This window comes from Maribacter sp. HTCC2170 (assembly GCF_000153165.2).
Lineage (GTDB): Bacteria > Bacteroidota > Bacteroidia > Flavobacteriales > Flavobacteriaceae > Maribacter_A.
Genome location: NC_014472.1, coordinates 307,501 through 323,373, shown reverse-complemented (window position 1 = coordinate 323,373; position 15,873 = coordinate 307,501). Strand labels below are relative to the sequence as shown.

At 37.6% G+C, this 15,873-nt stretch carries 15 protein-coding genes and 1 rRNA gene (1 of these 16 only partly in view); 10 read left to right on the top strand and 6 right to left on the bottom strand.

Features of this window, described 5'->3' with window-relative positions:
• The first annotated feature begins 72 nt into the window (after positions 1 to 72).
• Positions 73 to 1,029, top strand: a complete 957-nt coding sequence (locus tag FB2170_RS01455) for an FKBP-type peptidyl-prolyl cis-trans isomerase (RefSeq protein WP_013304713.1) — start codon at positions 73 to 75, stop codon at positions 1,027 to 1,029.
• A gap of 72 nt (positions 1,030 to 1,101) precedes the next feature.
• On the opposite strand, the gene FB2170_RS01450 is transcribed toward FB2170_RS01455, so the two are convergent.
• A complete protein-coding gene (locus FB2170_RS01450; protein WP_013304712.1) occupies positions 1,102 to 1,689 on the bottom strand; it encodes a porin family protein in 588 nt (195 codons plus the stop codon).
• A gap of 266 nt (positions 1,690 to 1,955) precedes the next feature.
• On the opposite strand from FB2170_RS01450, the gene tgt reads away from it, so the two are divergent.
• The 6 genes from tgt (at position 1,956) to FB2170_RS01420 (ending at position 9,071) form a co-directional block, all read left to right on the top strand.
• The gene (tgt, locus tag FB2170_RS01445; RefSeq protein ID WP_041632630.1) at positions 1,956 to 3,086 is read left to right on the top strand and encodes a tRNA guanosine(34) transglycosylase Tgt; all 1,131 of its coding nucleotides are present in this window, start codon (positions 1,956 to 1,958) and stop codon (positions 3,084 to 3,086) included.
• A gap of 2 nt (positions 3,087 to 3,088) precedes the next feature.
• Positions 3,089 to 4,168: an LptF/LptG family permease gene (locus FB2170_RS01440; RefSeq protein WP_041632629.1), complete on the top strand. Its 1,080-nt coding sequence runs from the start codon at positions 3,089 to 3,091 to the stop codon at positions 4,166 to 4,168.
• On the top strand, positions 4,155 to 5,042 hold the full coding sequence (locus FB2170_RS01435) for a DMT family transporter (RefSeq protein WP_013304709.1): 888 nt from the start codon (positions 4,155 to 4,157) through the stop codon (positions 5,040 to 5,042). Before FB2170_RS01440 ends, FB2170_RS01435 begins: the two co-directional genes overlap by 14 nt.
• A 63-nt stretch (positions 5,043 to 5,105) precedes the next feature.
• Entirely contained in the window at positions 5,106 to 6,059 is a 954-nt protein-coding gene (locus FB2170_RS01430; RefSeq protein ID WP_013304708.1) for an acetyl-CoA carboxylase carboxyltransferase subunit alpha, read from the top strand.
• A 167-nt stretch (positions 6,060 to 6,226) separates the two neighbouring features.
• Positions 6,227 to 7,774 carry a replicative DNA helicase gene (gene dnaB / locus FB2170_RS01425; protein ID WP_013304707.1) on the top strand — a complete coding sequence of 516 codons (1,548 nt, stop codon included), beginning with the start codon at positions 6,227 to 6,229 and terminating at the stop codon, positions 7,772 to 7,774.
• Positions 7,775 to 7,883: 109 nt separating this feature from the next.
• Positions 7,884 to 9,071, top strand: coding sequence for an asparagine synthetase B (locus FB2170_RS01420; RefSeq protein ID WP_237701148.1), 1,188 nt, complete (start codon positions 7,884 to 7,886; stop codon positions 9,069 to 9,071).
• A 4-nt stretch (positions 9,072 to 9,075) separates the two neighbouring features.
• On the opposite strand, the gene FB2170_RS01415 is transcribed toward FB2170_RS01420, so the two are convergent.
• The gene (locus FB2170_RS01415; RefSeq protein ID WP_013304705.1) at positions 9,076 to 9,873 is read right to left on the bottom strand and encodes an HAD family hydrolase; all 798 of its coding nucleotides are present in this window, start codon (positions 9,871 to 9,873) and stop codon (positions 9,076 to 9,078) included.
• Positions 9,874 to 9,975: 102 nt separating this feature from the next.
• Here FB2170_RS01415 and FB2170_RS01410 point away from each other — a divergent pair, with 102 nt between their 5' ends.
• Both FB2170_RS01410 and FB2170_RS01405 read left to right on the top strand, forming a co-directional pair.
• Positions 9,976 to 10,398 carry a secondary thiamine-phosphate synthase enzyme YjbQ gene (locus FB2170_RS01410; RefSeq protein WP_013304704.1) on the top strand — a complete coding sequence of 141 codons (423 nt, stop codon included), beginning with the start codon at positions 9,976 to 9,978 and terminating at the stop codon, positions 10,396 to 10,398.
• Between the two features lie 50 nt (positions 10,399 to 10,448).
• On the top strand, positions 10,449 to 10,721 hold the full coding sequence (locus FB2170_RS01405; protein WP_013304703.1) for an EF-hand domain-containing protein: 273 nt from the start codon (positions 10,449 to 10,451) through the stop codon (positions 10,719 to 10,721).
• Positions 10,722 to 10,789: 68 nt separating this feature from the next.
• Here the strand turns inward: FB2170_RS01405 and rplT are convergent, their stop codons facing one another.
• The 4 genes from rplT to thrS form a co-directional block, all read right to left on the bottom strand.
• Positions 10,790 to 11,134 carry a 50S ribosomal protein L20 gene (gene rplT, locus FB2170_RS01400; RefSeq protein ID WP_013304702.1) on the bottom strand — a complete coding sequence of 115 codons (345 nt, stop codon included), beginning with the start codon at positions 11,132 to 11,134 and terminating at the stop codon, positions 10,790 to 10,792.
• A gap of 97 nt (positions 11,135 to 11,231) precedes the next feature.
• A complete protein-coding gene (rpmI, locus tag FB2170_RS01395) occupies positions 11,232 to 11,429 on the bottom strand; it encodes a 50S ribosomal protein L35 (protein WP_013304701.1) in 198 nt (65 codons plus the stop codon).
• A 96-nt stretch (positions 11,430 to 11,525) separates the two neighbouring features.
• Positions 11,526 to 12,080 (bottom strand): translation initiation factor IF-3, encoded by a 555-nt coding sequence (gene infC / locus FB2170_RS01390; RefSeq protein WP_083802944.1) that lies wholly within the window; start codon positions 12,078 to 12,080, stop codon positions 11,526 to 11,528.
• Between the two features lie 30 nt (positions 12,081 to 12,110).
• The gene (gene thrS, locus FB2170_RS01385; RefSeq protein WP_013304699.1) at positions 12,111 to 14,051 is read right to left on the bottom strand and encodes a threonine--tRNA ligase; all 1,941 of its coding nucleotides are present in this window, start codon (positions 14,049 to 14,051) and stop codon (positions 12,111 to 12,113) included.
• A 562-nt stretch (positions 14,052 to 14,613) separates the two neighbouring features.
• Between thrS and FB2170_RS01380 the strand changes: the two genes are divergently transcribed.
• Positions 14,614 to 15,873 (top strand): 16S ribosomal RNA (locus FB2170_RS01380) (it continues 269 nt past the right edge of the window).

The window sequence follows — 15,873 nt, the reverse complement described above, 5'->3', positions numbered from 1 at the left end:
ATCAAAAATCTTTGTTAAGTAGCTAAGCAAAAATACGGAAAATTGTATCTTGCGGCCTTTAATTGCTATTTGATGAAAAAGAAAGATTTATTTTTACTTGTTTTAGTATTTGCACTGACTTGGTCCTGTAAAAAAGATGATGATAAGTTAGATATTGAGGTAGTACCCCCTCAATCTTTAAGCGAGACCGCCATAGAGGATGATGCTGAAATCAAAGAATATCTGCAAACCCACTTTTACAATTACGAAGAGTTCGATAACCCACCTACTGATTTTGACTATAAAATCAAATTCGATACTATTGCTGGTGACAACGCGGGTAAAACGCCCATTATTGATATGACTGATAACTTAAAAACTGAAGTTATCACGGTAAAATCGTCTGATTTTGGAAGAGATGATGATGAGGAGGTAAGTCATACATTATACACTTTAGTTGTTCGTGAAGGTGAGGTTGAGGAACACCCAACAATAGGGGATTATACGGTTTTGCATTATGAAGGCACATTAATTGATGGTACTGCATTTGACGCTTCAGTAAATGTGGAGGCTAGACTATACCTTTCATCTACGGTTAGAGGTTATGGTAACGGAGTTGAATATTTAAGTCCGGGAACTGGACCCTTTGAAAATGGTGATGGTACTGTGTCTTTTGAGGGTTATGGTATAGGAGCTGTTTTTATTCCTTCTGGATTGGGATATTTTGATAGAGCACCATCAGGTTCAGGAATTGCAAGTTACACCCCACTTGTATTTAAAATTGATTTGCTGTCTTTTGAAGCAAATACTGATTTTGACGGGGATGGAATACCTTCAATTTTAGAAGATTTGGATGGAGATGGAAATTTAAATAATGATAATACAGATCAGGATACCGAAAGAATATTTTTGCCCAATCATAATGATAGTGATGATGATGCCGATGGTATTCCTACAATAGATGAGATTGATATTGATAATGAGGGCAATGTTACCTTTAGAGATACCGATGGTGATGGTATTTCTGACCATTTAGACAGCGATAGCTAATTTTTACAAGTGAATAAAAAAAGGCCCTGAAGATAATTTCTCCTGGGCCTTTTTATTTATAAGTTATTTTGATTAGAACTTTACAGATAAACTAACAATCAACTGATCAGGTCTCGTATCAACTCTATTAGGGTTTAGTTCGGTGACATTACCGCTGATAAAATCTGCTTCATTATTGCTGAATCCTCTTTCGTATCTGACGTCAACGCCTAGTTTGCCAAGATTTACACCAGCACCAATATTCAAACCAACAGTAAAATCATTTTCAATTTTATTGCTGCTTATACCATCAAATTCAGATTCTAGGATATATTGAAAAGCTGGTCCGGCAAAAACATGTAAGGGCCCAATTATTTTAGTACCCACCAAAACAGGTACATCCAATTTACTCATGTCGAAAGTATCTCCATCGTAATCAGACTTTGTTTTTGTGTAAACCAATTCTGGACGAACATACAGTCTGTTCCCTATTTTGCCCCAAAGACCAATATGATAGCCAATGTTCCGGCTTGGATCTTTAATAGCATCTTCAGCGGCATCAAAATAGTCGCCATTCGCATTATAATTCAATCCACCTTTAATACCGAATCCTGTCCCGGATTGTGCGGTTGCAGCTAGGCTTACCATAGCAAATACTGCCAATAAAATTGTTTTTTTCATAATGTGTTCATTTTAGTATTCTCTAGGTATCAAAAACGATACCAAGTTCAATTTGTGACCTTTATATTCAAAACGATGCATGAAATCGTTTATTGTTACAGTTAATTCATCAATTTCATAGATTAATAATGGTTTACAGTAAGTATACTCGCAATACAACCGCATTGAACATCATTGGTTTTTATATGTAAAAACTCAGAACTTTATTTTTTTGTTAAGGATTTTATGCATGGCAGTTGATTATATTTGCCACTTTAAACTAAGATTTGCAATTTACACTAGAACATACAGACGCACAGAGTAGCGCACGAGCAGGGAAAATGGTAACTGATCATGGAGTTATAGAAACTCCGATTTTTATGCCAGTCGGTACTGTTGCATCCGTCAAGGGAGTGCATCAAAAAGAATTGAAAGAGGAGATTAATCCTGATATAATTCTTGGAAACACATATCATTTATTTCTTCGGCCCAAAACCCAAATTTTGCAGCAAGCTGGTGGGTTGCACAAGTTTATGGGATGGGATAGGAATATTTTGACAGATAGCGGTGGCTATCAAGTATATTCTTTATCTGCGAACAGAAAAATTAAAGAAGAAGGTGTAAAATTCAAATCACATATTGATGGGTCCATGCATATGTTCACACCTGAAAACGTAATGGAAATTCAGCGTGTCATAGGGGCCGATATTATAATGGCGTTTGATGAATGCACGCCTTATCCTTGTGATTATAATTACGCCAAACGTTCAATGCATATGACTCATAGGTGGTTGGATCGTTGTATGTCGCACCTAGAAAAAACACCTTTCACTTACGATTATTCACAAACTTTTTTCCCAATCGTGCAGGGGTCTACCTATAAGGATTTAAGAAAACAATCAGCTGAATATATTGCCAATGCAGGAGCAGAGGGTAATGCCATAGGAGGGTTGTCTGTAGGAGAGCCAGCTGAGGAAATGTATGCAATGACCGAAGTGGTTTGTGAAATACTACCAGAGGACAAGCCAAGGTATTTGATGGGGGTTGGTACTCCAATTAATATTTTGGAAAATATAGCTTTGGGTATAGATATGTTCGACTGTGTTATGCCAACTAGAAATGCCAGAAACGGTATGCTTTTTACTGCTCATGGCACAATAAACATTAAGAATAAAAAGTGGGAAGATAATTTTTCTCCTATTGATGAAATGGGTACCACTTTTGTCGACCGTGAATATTCCAAGGCGTATTTACGCCATTTATTTGCGGCCAATGAATATTTGGGGAAACAAATTGCCACGATTCATAACCTTGGGTTTTATCTTTGGTTGACGCGCGAAGCGAGAAAGCATATTTTGACGGGAGATTTTACCCAATGGAAAAATGTTATGGTTAAACAAATGGATAAAAGGCTATAAAATTGAGTATAATAGACAAATACATATTAAAAAGGTATTTGGTCACTTTTGCAGTGATGCTTTTGTTGTTCATCCCAATTGGGATAATGGCCAATCTTGCTGAGCAGATTGGCAAGATGATAGACAATGATGCACCTACCAATGAGATTATTATCTATTACGTTAATTTCACAATCTATATAGGAAGCTTACTATTTCCTATTTTTCTGTTTTTATCAATAATATTTTTTACTTCAAAATTAGCAAGTAACACAGAGATTGTTGCTATTTTAAGTTCAGGAGTATCCTATAACCGTTTTCTCCGACCATATTTGATTGGTGCATCGATTGTGGCACTGATTATGTTGGTAATGGCCATGTTCATTGTTCCCAATGCCAGTATAGGTTATAATGAGTTTAAATTCAAATACCTGAAAAAAGGTAAACAAGACCGAGTAACAAGTAACATATTCAATCAGCTTAATGAGAGCGATTTTATCTATGTAAAGAGTTTTGATCCAGCAAGACAAAATGCAAACCAATTTACATTTGAAAGATTCAATGAGGATAACACCTTGGATTTTAAAATTTCGGCCAATAGTATCCGTTGGATCGAAAAGGATAGTACTTATCGCTTGACTAAATATAAAAAGCGAAAGATGGTTGGCGATTCGGCAATCATTGAAACAAAGAATAGGTTAGACACCTTGTTTACTTTTAAAATAGATGATCTTACTCCTGTTTCTTACATAGCTGAAACAAAAAATCTTTTCGAATTAAATAGATTTATAGAGAATCAAAGAAGAAAAGGTGCATCTAACATCAACAATTATGTTCTTGTAAAATATAGAAGATGGGCGCTGCCGTTAACGGCATTCATCCTAACAATTATTGCTGTGGCAGTGTCATCGGTTAAGCGGCGTGGAGGTATGGGAATAAACCTAGCGTTTGGTATCGGAGTTGCTTTTATATATATCTTTTTTGACAAAGTCTTTGGCACTTTAGCAGAACAGGCTGGTTTTTCACCTTTATTGGCCGTAATCATTCCTAATGTTGTTTTTGGTGTTTTAGCATTTTACCTATTACAAAATGCCAAGCGTTAAACTCAAGAATTATTTACATCTTCATTTCATAGTTTTTATTTGGGGCTTTACTGCTGTGTTGGGTAAGTTGATAACGATAGAGGCTTTACCTTTGGTTTGGTATCGAATGTTGATCGCGACGCTTCTCATTTTTTTGTTCATTACCTATAAAAGATTCCCGCTCAAGATTTCAAAAAAGGCGTTGATATGGATGATAGTGGGAGGAATCACTATTGCCTTACATTGGGTGACTTTTTTTAAGGCAATAAAGGTCTCCAATGTATCGGTAACCTTGGCCACAATGTCAATTGGTGCATTTTTCACTGCGATTTTAGAACCAATTTGGTATGGTAGAAAAATTATTCTCTATGAAATTGTATTTGGCCTAATAGTTATTTTAGGACTTTATATTATTTTTCGGGTAGAAACCCAATATTTGTATGGCATAGTCCTAGCGTTGATTTCTGCATTCCTGTCTGTCATCTTTACTTTGATAAACGGTAAATTGGCCATGCATCAAAAACCCTCGGTAATATCTTTCTATGAGTTAGGAATCGGTGTTCTTTTTTTGACCATTTTTCTAGCCTTTCAGGATAGTTTTTCATTGGAGTTTTTCACATTGTCAACTTCAGATTGGATTTTTATTGGGGTGCTTGCTTCAATTTGTACGGCTTATGCTTTTATAGCATCGGTAAAGGTTATGCGTTATATAACTCCTTATACGGTAGTTTTAACTTTGAACATGGAACCTGTTTATGGTATTGTCCTTGCTTTTTTGATCCTCGGCGAAGATGAAAAGATGACACCTTTGTTTTATGTGGGAGCCTTGATAATTATAATAACGGTAATCGCCAATGGTGTTTTAAAACAATTGAACGCTAAAAAAAATGCCTAGGGGATAGGGTTACCTTATATTATTTTATATTTGTCCAATCAAACTAACAAACCTACCCATCTCATGGAATATTTAGATTTTGAACTTCCGATTAAGGAGCTTGAAGACCAGCTAGATAAATGTATGATCATCGGAGAAGAAAGCGATGTTGATGTTAGCGAAACTTGTAAGCAAATCGAAAAGAAATTAACCGAAACAAGAAAGGATATTTATAAAAACTTGACTGCTTGGCAACGTGTTCAGCTTTCAAGACACCCCAATAGGCCATATACCTTGGATTATATCAATGCTATTTGCGGTGATACTTTTTTGGAGTTGCATGGTGATCGTAATGTAAAAGATGATAAGGCCATGATAGGTGGTCTGGGTAAAATAGGTGATCAGAGCTATATGTTCATTGGTCAACAGAAAGGTTATAATACGAAAACAAGACAGTATCGAAATTTTGGAATGGCAAATCCAGAAGGATATAGAAAGGCTCTACGTCTAATGAAATCTGCCGAAAAATTTGGTATTCCTGTAATTTGTTTGATTGACACTCCGGGAGCATATCCAGGTATCGAAGCGGAAGAACGTGGTCAAGGAGAAGCCATAGCCAGAAATATTTTGGAAATGACCCGTCTTAAAGTGCCAATCATAGTTACCATTATCGGAGAAGGAGCATCAGGAGGTGCATTGGGAATAGGTGTAGGTGACCGTGTGTTGATGTTAGAAAATACATGGTACTCAGTGATATCACCTGAGTCTTGTTCCTCTATATTATGGAGAAGTTGGGAATATAAGGAACAGGCAGCTGATTCCTTAAAACTTACTGCTCCTGATATGAAAAAGTTAAAACTGATTGATGAAATTGTTCGTGAACCGGCTGGAGGTGCACATAGTAATCGAGATAAAACTTTCGAAATCGTAAAAAACAAAATTACGGCCCATTATCAGGAATTGGAAAAGTTATCACCAAAAGAACTGGTTAAATTACGCATGGAAAAATATGCCAATATGGGCGTTTTTAATGGTTAATCGGCGTTTTTAGTAAGCTCACCCAATTTTCGATTTTTTAATTCACCTTTTTTTTCTGTTATCAACAGATTTTGTAACTTATCAACAGTTCATTTGTTAATCAACCGTTGATATAGTTAGTAACTGAATTCGTGTTAACCTTAGGTTAATTACATATTTTCGTGTCCATGGAAAAACCCAAGCCACTTATTGGTCGTAAGATTGACAAATCCACTATAATTAACCTTGAGAGAGGTAAAATACCTCCACAAGCTGTTGATTTAGAGGATGTTGTGCTTGGTGCAATGATGATTGATAAAAAAGGGGTCGACGAAGTAATAGATATCTTACATCCCGAAGTTTTTTATAAAGATGCCCATAGATTTATTTACGAGGCGATTTTTAAATTGTTTGAAACCTCGGAACCAGTGGATTTATTAACCGTTTCTTCTCAATTAAAGAAGGATGGAAAGTTAGAAGCCGTTGGGGGGGATTTTTATCTTATAAAACTAACCCAAAAGGTGGCCTCTTCGGCTCATATTGAATTTCACGCGCGTATTATTCTTCAGAAGTACATTCAACGAAGTCTAATCAAAATTTCCAATGAAATAATAGAAGAGGCATACGATGAAGGTACCGATGTATTTGATTTATTGGATGCAGCTGAGTCAAAACTGTATGACGTAACCCAAGGGAATCTGAAACGTTCTGCCGAAACCGCTCAGAATCTTGTTATTCAAGCGAAAAAAAGAATAGAGGAAATTGCAAATAAAGAAGGATTAAGTGGTATACCTTCTGGTTTTGATAAGGTAGATAAGTTAACATCCGGTTGGCAACCTAGTGATTTGATCATTGTGGCTGCACGACCTGGAATGGGTAAAACAGCTCTTACGCTTTCAATGGCGCGAAACATGGCTGTAAATAATAATGTGCCAGTCGCGTTCTTCTCATGTGAAATGTCATCAGTACAGTTAATTACAAGATTAATTTCTTCTGAAACCGGACTTTCTTCAGAAAAATTAAGAACAGGAAAACTTGAAAAACACGAATGGGAGCAATTGAATGTGAAGGTCAAAACCCTTGAAAAAGCACCTTTATTCATAGATGATACACCTTCCTTGTCTATTTTTGACCTTAGAGCAAAAGCCAGACGTTTGGCATCGCAGCATGGCATTAAAGTGATTATGATCGATTATCTGCAGTTGATGACCGCAGGTGGAAGTCAAAAAGGAGGGAATCGTGAACAGGAAATATCTACAATTTCTAGAAACTTAAAGGCCCTCGCAAAAGAATTGAATGTCCCCGTTATTGCACTTTCTCAGTTATCAAGAGCGGTTGAAACACGTGGTGGTAGTAAAAGACCCATTCTCTCTGACCTTAGGGAATCTGGTGCTATTGAACAGGATGCTGATATAGTGTCTTTCATTTATCGACCAGAGTACTATAAAATTGACGAATGGGATGATGAAGAACGCACTCCTACACAAGGTCAAGCAGAGTTTATTGTTGCTAAACACAGAAATGGCGGTTTAGAGAATATTAGGTTAAAGTTCATTGGTAATCAAGGTAAGTTTGATAATTTGGATGACTTTGACTCACCTTTTGAATTTCAATCGAAAATGAATGCAGAAGATGAGAATCCGTTTTTGACCAAAAATCTACCCAATGCGAATGAGGCCTTTGGTAGTTCAATGAATGATGACTTAAACCCTGATGATAACGACGTACCCTTTTAAAATATTAATTAGATTATCTGAACCCTTGTACTTGAGGAGTTTTCTTATTACGCTTTTAATCACCATATTTTCATTTCAATTTTCTTCAGCTTCCTCAATTTTAATTCCTATGGATGCTGAAGGCCAAAAGAATCATCTCAAAGCTTATGGTATTACTTTTTGGGTATTGACCAAACAGCAAAAAGTACATTGGTTATTGAATTATAGGGGAGGTTCTTTTTTACTTCCAGATGGGGAGCGTATCCGTAAAGAATGTCAGATACGGGGTGTTTCTTTTGAAATCCTTTCTGATAATCAGGCACAAAGTATTTTGGACAATATAAGTAGTCCTTCCCAAAATCAGGAAGCTGTTATTTTGGAAAAGGCACCAAAAATTGCTGTGTATACCCCTAAAACAAATCAACCATGGGATGATGCTGTGACGATGGTTTTGACCTATGCAGAGATACCCTATGTAACCGTTTACGACGAAGAGGTTTTGGATGATAAACTGGTTTTATATGACTGGTTACATCTACATCATGAGGATTTTACCGGGCAATATGGTAAATTCTATGGTGCATACAGGGCCACACCTTGGTATATCAATGGTAAAAAAGAAGCAGAGGCTTTGGCGAACAAACTGGGTTATGATAAAGTTTCTGAAGAAAAGAGAGATGTAGCTTTAAAAATCAGAAATTATGTAATCGGAGGTGGTTTTATGTTCGCGATGTGTTCCGCTACCGATAGCTTTGATATTGCTCTTGCTGCAGATGGTGTAGATATTTGTGAGCCGATGTTCGATTATGATCCTTCTGATGCCAATTATCAAAGCAAGTTAGATTATAATAAGACATTTGCCTTTAGTGATTTCACACTGGAAAGGAATCCTTTACGTTATGAATTTTCATCAATAGATATGACGACTAAAAGGGGAGAGGTTCCCAAAGAATCGGATTATTTTTCTTTAATGGATTTTTCTGCGAAATGGGATCCTGTGCCTACGATGCTATGTCAAAACCATACGTCATTGGTCAAGGGTTTTATGGGGCAGACAACTTCATTTACTAGACAAGAGATTAAACCAACGGTTCTAGTCTTGGGTGAAAACAAAATAAATGGGGAAGCACGATACATTCATGGTATAAAGGGAAAAGGCTTTTTTACTTTTTATGGTGGGCATGATCCGGAGGATTACCAACATAGGGTAGGAGACCCAAAAACCGAGTTGGAATTGCACCCTACGTCCCCCGGGTATCGTCTAATTTTAAATAACGTATTATTTCCTGCGGCAAGAAAAAAGAAACAAAAAACTTGACTAATTATTGATTCAGTAATTTGTCCAAGATTAATTCAACTCCAAAATTGTCATTACTTTCAGTCTGGTAGTTTGCAACTTCCTTCACGTTGGGGTGAGCGTTTTTCATGGCAAAGCTAAAGTCAGACATAGCCAACATTTCTAAATCATTGTTGTAGTCACCAAAAACGATGGTTTCTTCTTTTAAAACACCAAGACGATCTTGGACCTGTTTTAAGGCATGCCCCTTGTTAGCATTTGAATGGTTCAAATCCAACCAATTTTGACCTGATACCTTTACAATAACTTGATTTTCAAAGTTTTTCATTGCAGGATAAACATGTTCTTCAGCGCATTCATTATGATAAACGGCGATTTTTATTATCTCATCGGTTATCGCATGCAAACTATCATGAATTTCAAAGCTTGAATAATATTCTTTTAACTCTTCAAGAAATGGGGTTGAACTTCCATCAAAATAGGCATTGTATTTGCCACAAAGCATAGCGTGAGCACCATCTATTCTGTCAATACATTGAAGGAGATCATTTTTTAGATGACTTTCAAGGGGAGTTACCAATAATTCTTTGTCTTGATCTTTGACCAAGGCCCCATTCTCTGCTATTACGAGTATGTCCTTCTTAATACTATCAAGCTTATCGACTATACTATGGTATTGTCTTCCGCTTGCGGCAACAAAATGGATACCCCTTTTTTTAAGCTCTTGAAATTGAGAAAAAAAACGGTCACTAACTTTGTGTTGTGAGTTCAGTAGCGTACCGTCCATATCCGTCACTACCATTTTTATATGAGATAAATCCATTCAGAAAAAATATAAGTTGCAAAGGTATTTGAATGAAGGTAATAACAAGAATTAAATACATAAACTTTATATTACCATAACTAATGCTAAGTGTAAATAAAAATGAAATTTATTCAAAAGGAAATTCGACTAAAAGCTTTTTCTCGAGGTTTTCATCTGATTACAAATGAGATTTTGGAGGATATTCCTGAAATAAAATCCTTGAGTAAGGGAATGCTACAGGTCTTCATAAAACACACATCCGCTAGTTTGACGATCAATGAAAATGCAGATCCAACTGTTCGAGTTGATTTCGAGAACCATATGAATAAAATGGTTCCTGAGAATTCCCCGTATTATATTCATACTTATGAAGGTCCTGATGATATGCCGGCCCATATAAAATCGTCATTAATGGGTTCTTCCATTCAGATACCCATTACCCAAGGAAGGTTGAATATGGGTATATGGCAAGGAATTTATTTATGTGAGCACAGGAATAATGCTTCAGGCAGGAACTTGGTCATAACCGCTTTTGGAGACTAATGGGAATTGAAAGAACTATTTTTTTATAACTTTAGGTAAAACATATAACCATGGCTACAAAAGAATCTATTCTGAACAAAATTCAAATCTTGATTACAAACCATTTTGAAACACCGGAGGACGCGTTTTCCTTTTTTGATGCTGACAGTGACGGTAAACTCAAGAAAAGTGAAATAGTAAAGTTGTTAAAACAAGCTGAGATAAATGGTTTCATTAGAGGAATCGTTGGCTCCAAGCTTATCGATGGATATGATAAATCCGGGGATGACTTGATTGATTGGTCAGAGTTCAAAACCGCAGTTGAAAAAATCAAGGAGGCTTGAGTTAATAACGAGCATAAAAAAATCCGATTCAATGAATCGGATTTTTTTAGTGAGATATGTTTTTAAATCTATTTTACTTTATCTACAATTGCTTTAAAAGCATCTGGGTGGTTCATGGCCAAATCTGCTAAAACCTTACGGTTCAATTCGATATTATTAGCTTTTACTTTTCCCATAAATTGTGAATAAGACATTCCGTGCAATCTTGCTCCTGCATTTATACGGGTAATCCATAAGGCGCGGAAAGTTCTTTTTTTGTTTCTACGATCTCTATAAGCATATAACATTGCTTTTTCAACCGCGTTTTTGGCTACTGTCCAAACGTTTTTACGTCTTCCAAAGTAACCTTTGGCTTGCTTCATCACTTTTTTTCTTCTAGCTCTTGAAGCAACTGCATTTACTGATCTTGGCATAATTTTAATTGTTTTTGTAGTAGGCGGTCGAAAAATCGACTCTTTTTAATTCTTTGGCCTAACTCCAGGGTTAATGATTAATTACCGTAAAGGACAATTATTTTAAACGTAATTGTTCTTTAATGCTGTTAACATCTGCATCGTGTACCAATCCAGAATGTGTTAACGCTAGCTTTCGCTTTTTAGACTTCTTCGTAAGAATGTGGCTCTTAAAAGCGTGCTTTCTTTTGATTTTTCCTGTACCTGTAAGCTTAAAACGCTTTTTAGCACTGGATTTTGTTTTTTGTTTAGGCATTTTTTCCTATTTATATTTATCTCACTTTTCATGCTAAACGCTGCTTATCAAATGACTAGCAGCGCTCAGTATTTTATATAATCGAACTACGTTCGTTTATTTCTTCGTTTTAGGGGCAATGAACATTGTCATTCGCTTACCCTCTAATTTTGGCATTTGTTCAACTTTACCTAATTCTTCCAATTCTGAGGCAAGTTTCAACAACAATATTTCACCTTGGTCCTTATAAACAATTGAGCGTCCTTTAAAGAAAACATAGGCTTTTAATTTGGCCCCATCTTTAAGAAACTTCTCAGCATGTTTCTTTTTAAATTGATAATCATGGTCATCTGTGTTTGGGCCAAATCTAATCTCTTTGACTACAACTTTGGAAGCTTTCGCTTTCATAATTTTCTCACGCTTTTTTTGCTCGTAGAGAAATTTCTTATAATCAATTATTTTACAGACAGGGGGATCAGCCTTTGGTGAAATTTCTACCAAATCCAAACCAATTTCCTCTGCTTTGGCCATTGCTTGTGGCAATGTATAAACACCTACTTCAACATTATCACCCACCAATCGTACGTTGGGTGAAATGATTCTTTCATTGATTTTGTGTGGGTTTTTATTTTCCCTTCTAGGTTGGGGCCTAAATCTTTTTCGTATTGCTATGACTAAATTTTTTTAATTAAACTTCAAATTTTAAAACGACTTTAAGGTACTATTTATTTCTTTAGTGACCAAGTCAACGAAGGCTTGAACATTTATAGAACCAATATCTTCACCTCCGTGCCTTCGCACGGCTATAGTGTTGTTCTCTTCTTCACTTTCTCCTACAATCAGCATAAATGGTAATTTACCCATCTCTGCTTCCCGTATTTTCTTCCCAACAGTTTCGTTCCTGTTATCAATGAGGGCGCGAATTTCGTTATTTTCCAAGGAATTTAAAACTTTTTCCGCATATTTTTCATGTTTCTCACTTACAGGCAGTATAATAGCCTGTTCTGGTATCAGCCATAAAGGGAAGTTTCCGCCTGTATGTTCCAATAATAGTGCCACAAATCTTTCCATACTTCCAAAGGGTGCTCTGTGAATCATTACTGGTCTATGTGACTCATTATCACTGCCTTTGTATGTTAAGTCAAACCTTTCAGGAAGATTGTAGTCAACCTGAATGGTTCCTAATTGCCAATTTCTTCCAAGTGCATCCTTGACCATGAAATCTAGTTTTGGCCCATAAAACGCAGCTTCACCACTTTCAACCACAAAATCCAATCCTTTTTCCTTAGCAGCATTGATAATGGCGTTTTCTGCTTTCTCCCAATTTTCGACAGAACCGATATATTTTTCTGGAGTATCCAAATCCCGAACAGATACTTGAGCTTTAAAGTTTTCAAAACCTAATGAGCTTAGTACATATAATGATAGATCTATTACATCTTTAAACTCTTGATCAAGTTGGTCCGGGGTACAGAAAATGTGTGCGTCATCCTGAGTAAAACCACGAACTCGGGTTAAACCATGTAGCTCTCCACTTTGCTCATACCTATAAACGGTACCAAATTCAGCATATCGTTTGGGTAATTCTCTATAACTAAATGGTCTGGAATTGTATATTTCGCAATGATGTGGACAATTCATTGGTTTCAATAAAAACTCTTCATCATCTTTTGGGGTGTGAATAGGTTGAAAACTATCCTCACCATATTTGGCATAATGACCAGAAGTAACATATAGTTCCTTTTGTCCAATATGCGGAGTGACCACCATTTCGTACCCAGCTTTCTTTTGTGCTTTTTTAAGAAACTGTTCCAAGCGCTCCCTAAGGGCAGCGCCCTTAGGCAACCATAATGGAAGACCTTGACCAACTTTTTGCGAAAAGGTAAATAACTCTAACTCTTTTCCTAGCTTTCTATGGTCCCTTTTTTTTGCTTCCTCTAAAAGTTGAAGATAAGCTGTAAGTTCTTTTTGCTTAGGGAAAGAAATACCGTAAACCCTTGTTAGTTGTTTGTTCTTTTCATCACCTCGCCAATATGCACCGGCAACACTCAGTATCTTAATAGCCTTTACAATTCCCGTATTTGGAATATGACCTCCTCTACATAAATCGGTAAAGGTATCGTGGTCACAAAAGGTAATGGTGCCATCTTCAAGGTTTTCGATAAGCTCAACCTTAAATTCATTTTTTTGGGATTTGTATTTTTCCAATGCTTCTTGCTTGCTTACAGACCGCATTTTAAAATCATGTTTTCCTCTTGCGATTTCGAGTGCTTTCTTCTCAATGGCAGGAAAATCCTTATCAGAGACAGTATGCTCACCAAAGTCCACATCATAGTAGAAGCCGTTTTCAATTGCAGGACCAATCGTTAGTTTGGCTCCTGGGAACAGTTCCTCCAATGCCTGTGCCACAATATGGGAAGAAGAATGCCAAAAAGCCTTTTTACCTTCGTCGTTGTTCCATGTAAACAAGGTTAAAGAACCATCTTCGATTATTGGAGTGACGGTTTCAATTATGGTGTCATTGAATTTTGCTGAAATAACATTCCTTGCAAGGCCTTCACTTATGCTTTTAGCGATATCCATTGCTGTACTGCCTTTGCTGTACTCTTTGACGGTTCCATCTGGTAAAGTAATCTTGATCATGCTTCTTTAATGATAATAAGTTTGCAAAGATAGTATCTTGTGATTAGGCAGGCAATATATATGGGTATGTTTTTAGGACAATACTGGACACTTGCAAAATACCAAGTTGGGTTATTCATTATATGTCTTATCACTGTCCGAAGATGTGACTATTGTTTTTACTTGAAAAAATCGATAGTCAAATCTTGCATGGATCGATAAAATGTATTAAATTTAATACCCTTTTTTAAAATTTATTTTCCTTTAAGGCCTTATGGAATAAGGGTTTGTGAAATTGACTAAAAAAAAGTTTTAAAAAAGTGGACAATTATAGTTGCAATTTAAAAAACCATCTTATATTTGCACCCGCTTTGGGACACAGGGGCTGTGATTAGCAGTTTAGTTAGAGGTGTTTTTTTAGCGGATGGCCGGGATTGTTTTCGGTCATATTTTTGAAGTTCATTGGAATATTGTAAAGACAGCGTATATGATCCGAGAGGGTCATGTATTATAAGAATTTGAATCGAGAGACGGGATCGTGTGATTTTTCAGGGAGTTGGATGCTTAAATTATATAAGAATCAACGATGAAGAGTTTGATCCTGGCTCAGGATGAACGCTAGCGGCAGGCCTAACACATGCAAGTCGAGGGGTAACAGGGAGTGCTTGCACTCTGCTGACGACCGGCGCACGGGTGCGCACCGCGTATGGAATCTGCCTTTTGCAGGGGAATAGCCCAGGGAAACTTGGATTAATGCCCCGTGGTACCTTTATATAGCATTATATTAAGGTTAAAGTCTTCGGGCGGCAAAAGATGACCATGCGTCCCATTAGCTGGATGGTAAGGTAACGGCTTACCATGGCTACGATGGGTAGGGGCCCTGAGAGGGGGATCCCCCACACTGGTACTGAGACACGGACCAGACTCCTACGGGAGGCAGCAGTGAGGAATATTGGACAATGGAGGAGACTCTGATCCAGCCATGCCGCGTGCAGGAAGACGGCCCTATGGGTTGTAAACTGCTTTTATACGGGAAGAAAAAAGGGTACGTGTACCCTACTGACGGTACCGTAAGAATAAGGACCGGCTAACTCCGTGCCAGCAGCCGCGGTAATACGGAGGGTCCGAGCGTTATCCGGAATTATTGGGTTTAAAGGGTCCGTAGGCGGGCCATTAAGTCAGAGGTGAAAGTCTGCGGCTCAACCGTAGAATTGCCTTTGATACTGGTGGTCTTGAGTTATGGTGAAGTGGCTGGAATATGTAGTGTAGCGGTGAAATGCATAGATATTACATAGAACACCGATTGCGAAGGCAGGTCACTAACCATATACTGACGCTGATGGACGAAAGCGTGGGGAGCGAACAGGATTAGATACCCTGGTAGTCCACGCCGTAAACGATGGATACTAGCTGTCCGGGACTTTAAGTTCTGGGCGGCCAAGCGAAAGTGATAAGTATCCCACCTGGGGAGTACGTTCGCAAGAATGAAACTCAAAGGAATTGACGGGGGCCCGCACAAGCGGTGGAGCATGTGGTTTAATTCGATGATACGCGAGGAACCTTACCAGGGCTTAAATGCATATTGACAGGGGTAGAGATACCTTTTCCTTCGGGCAATTTGCAAGGTGCTGCATGGTTGTCGTCAGCTCGTGCCGTGAGGTGTCAGGTTAAGTCCTATAACGAGCGCAACCCCTACCGTTAGTTGCCAGCGAGTCATGTCGGGGACTCTAACGGGACTGCCGGTGCAAACCGTGAGGAAGGTGGGGATGACGTCAAATCATCACGGCCCTTACGTCCTGGGCCACACACGTGCTACAATGGCCGGTACAGAGAGCAGCCATCT

Bases quoted from the DNA above. Each gene is read 5' to 3' on its own strand.
- rpmI (WP_013304701.1), bottom strand. From the start codon at position 11,429: ATGCCTAAACAAAAAACAAAATCCAGTGCTAAAAAGCGTTTTAAGCTT.
- FB2170_RS01435 (WP_013304709.1), top strand. From the start codon at position 4,155: ATGCCAAGCGTTAAACTCAAGAATTATTTACATCTTCATTTCATAGTT.
- FB2170_RS01430 (WP_013304708.1), top strand. From the start codon at position 5,106: ATGGAATATTTAGATTTTGAACTTCCGATTAAGGAGCTTGAAGACCAG.
- FB2170_RS01410 (WP_013304704.1), top strand. From the start codon at position 9,976: ATGAAATTTATTCAAAAGGAAATTCGACTAAAAGCTTTTTCTCGAGGT.
- FB2170_RS01415 (WP_013304705.1), bottom strand. From the start codon at position 9,873: ATGGATTTATCTCATATAAAAATGGTAGTGACGGATATGGACGGTACG.
- FB2170_RS01455 (WP_013304713.1), top strand. From the start codon at position 73: ATGAAAAAGAAAGATTTATTTTTACTTGTTTTAGTATTTGCACTGACT.
- rplT (WP_013304702.1), bottom strand. From the start codon at position 11,134: ATGCCAAGATCAGTAAATGCAGTTGCTTCAAGAGCTAGAAGAAAAAAA.
- FB2170_RS01405 (WP_013304703.1), top strand. From the start codon at position 10,449: ATGGCTACAAAAGAATCTATTCTGAACAAAATTCAAATCTTGATTACA.
- thrS (WP_013304699.1), bottom strand. From the start codon at position 14,051: ATGATCAAGATTACTTTACCAGATGGAACCGTCAAAGAGTACAGCAAA.
- FB2170_RS01450 (WP_013304712.1), bottom strand. From the start codon at position 1,689: ATGAAAAAAACAATTTTATTGGCAGTATTTGCTATGGTAAGCCTAGCT.
- dnaB (WP_013304707.1), top strand. From the start codon at position 6,227: ATGGAAAAACCCAAGCCACTTATTGGTCGTAAGATTGACAAATCCACT.
- FB2170_RS01420 (WP_237701148.1), top strand. From the start codon at position 7,884: ATGGATGCTGAAGGCCAAAAGAATCATCTCAAAGCTTATGGTATTACT.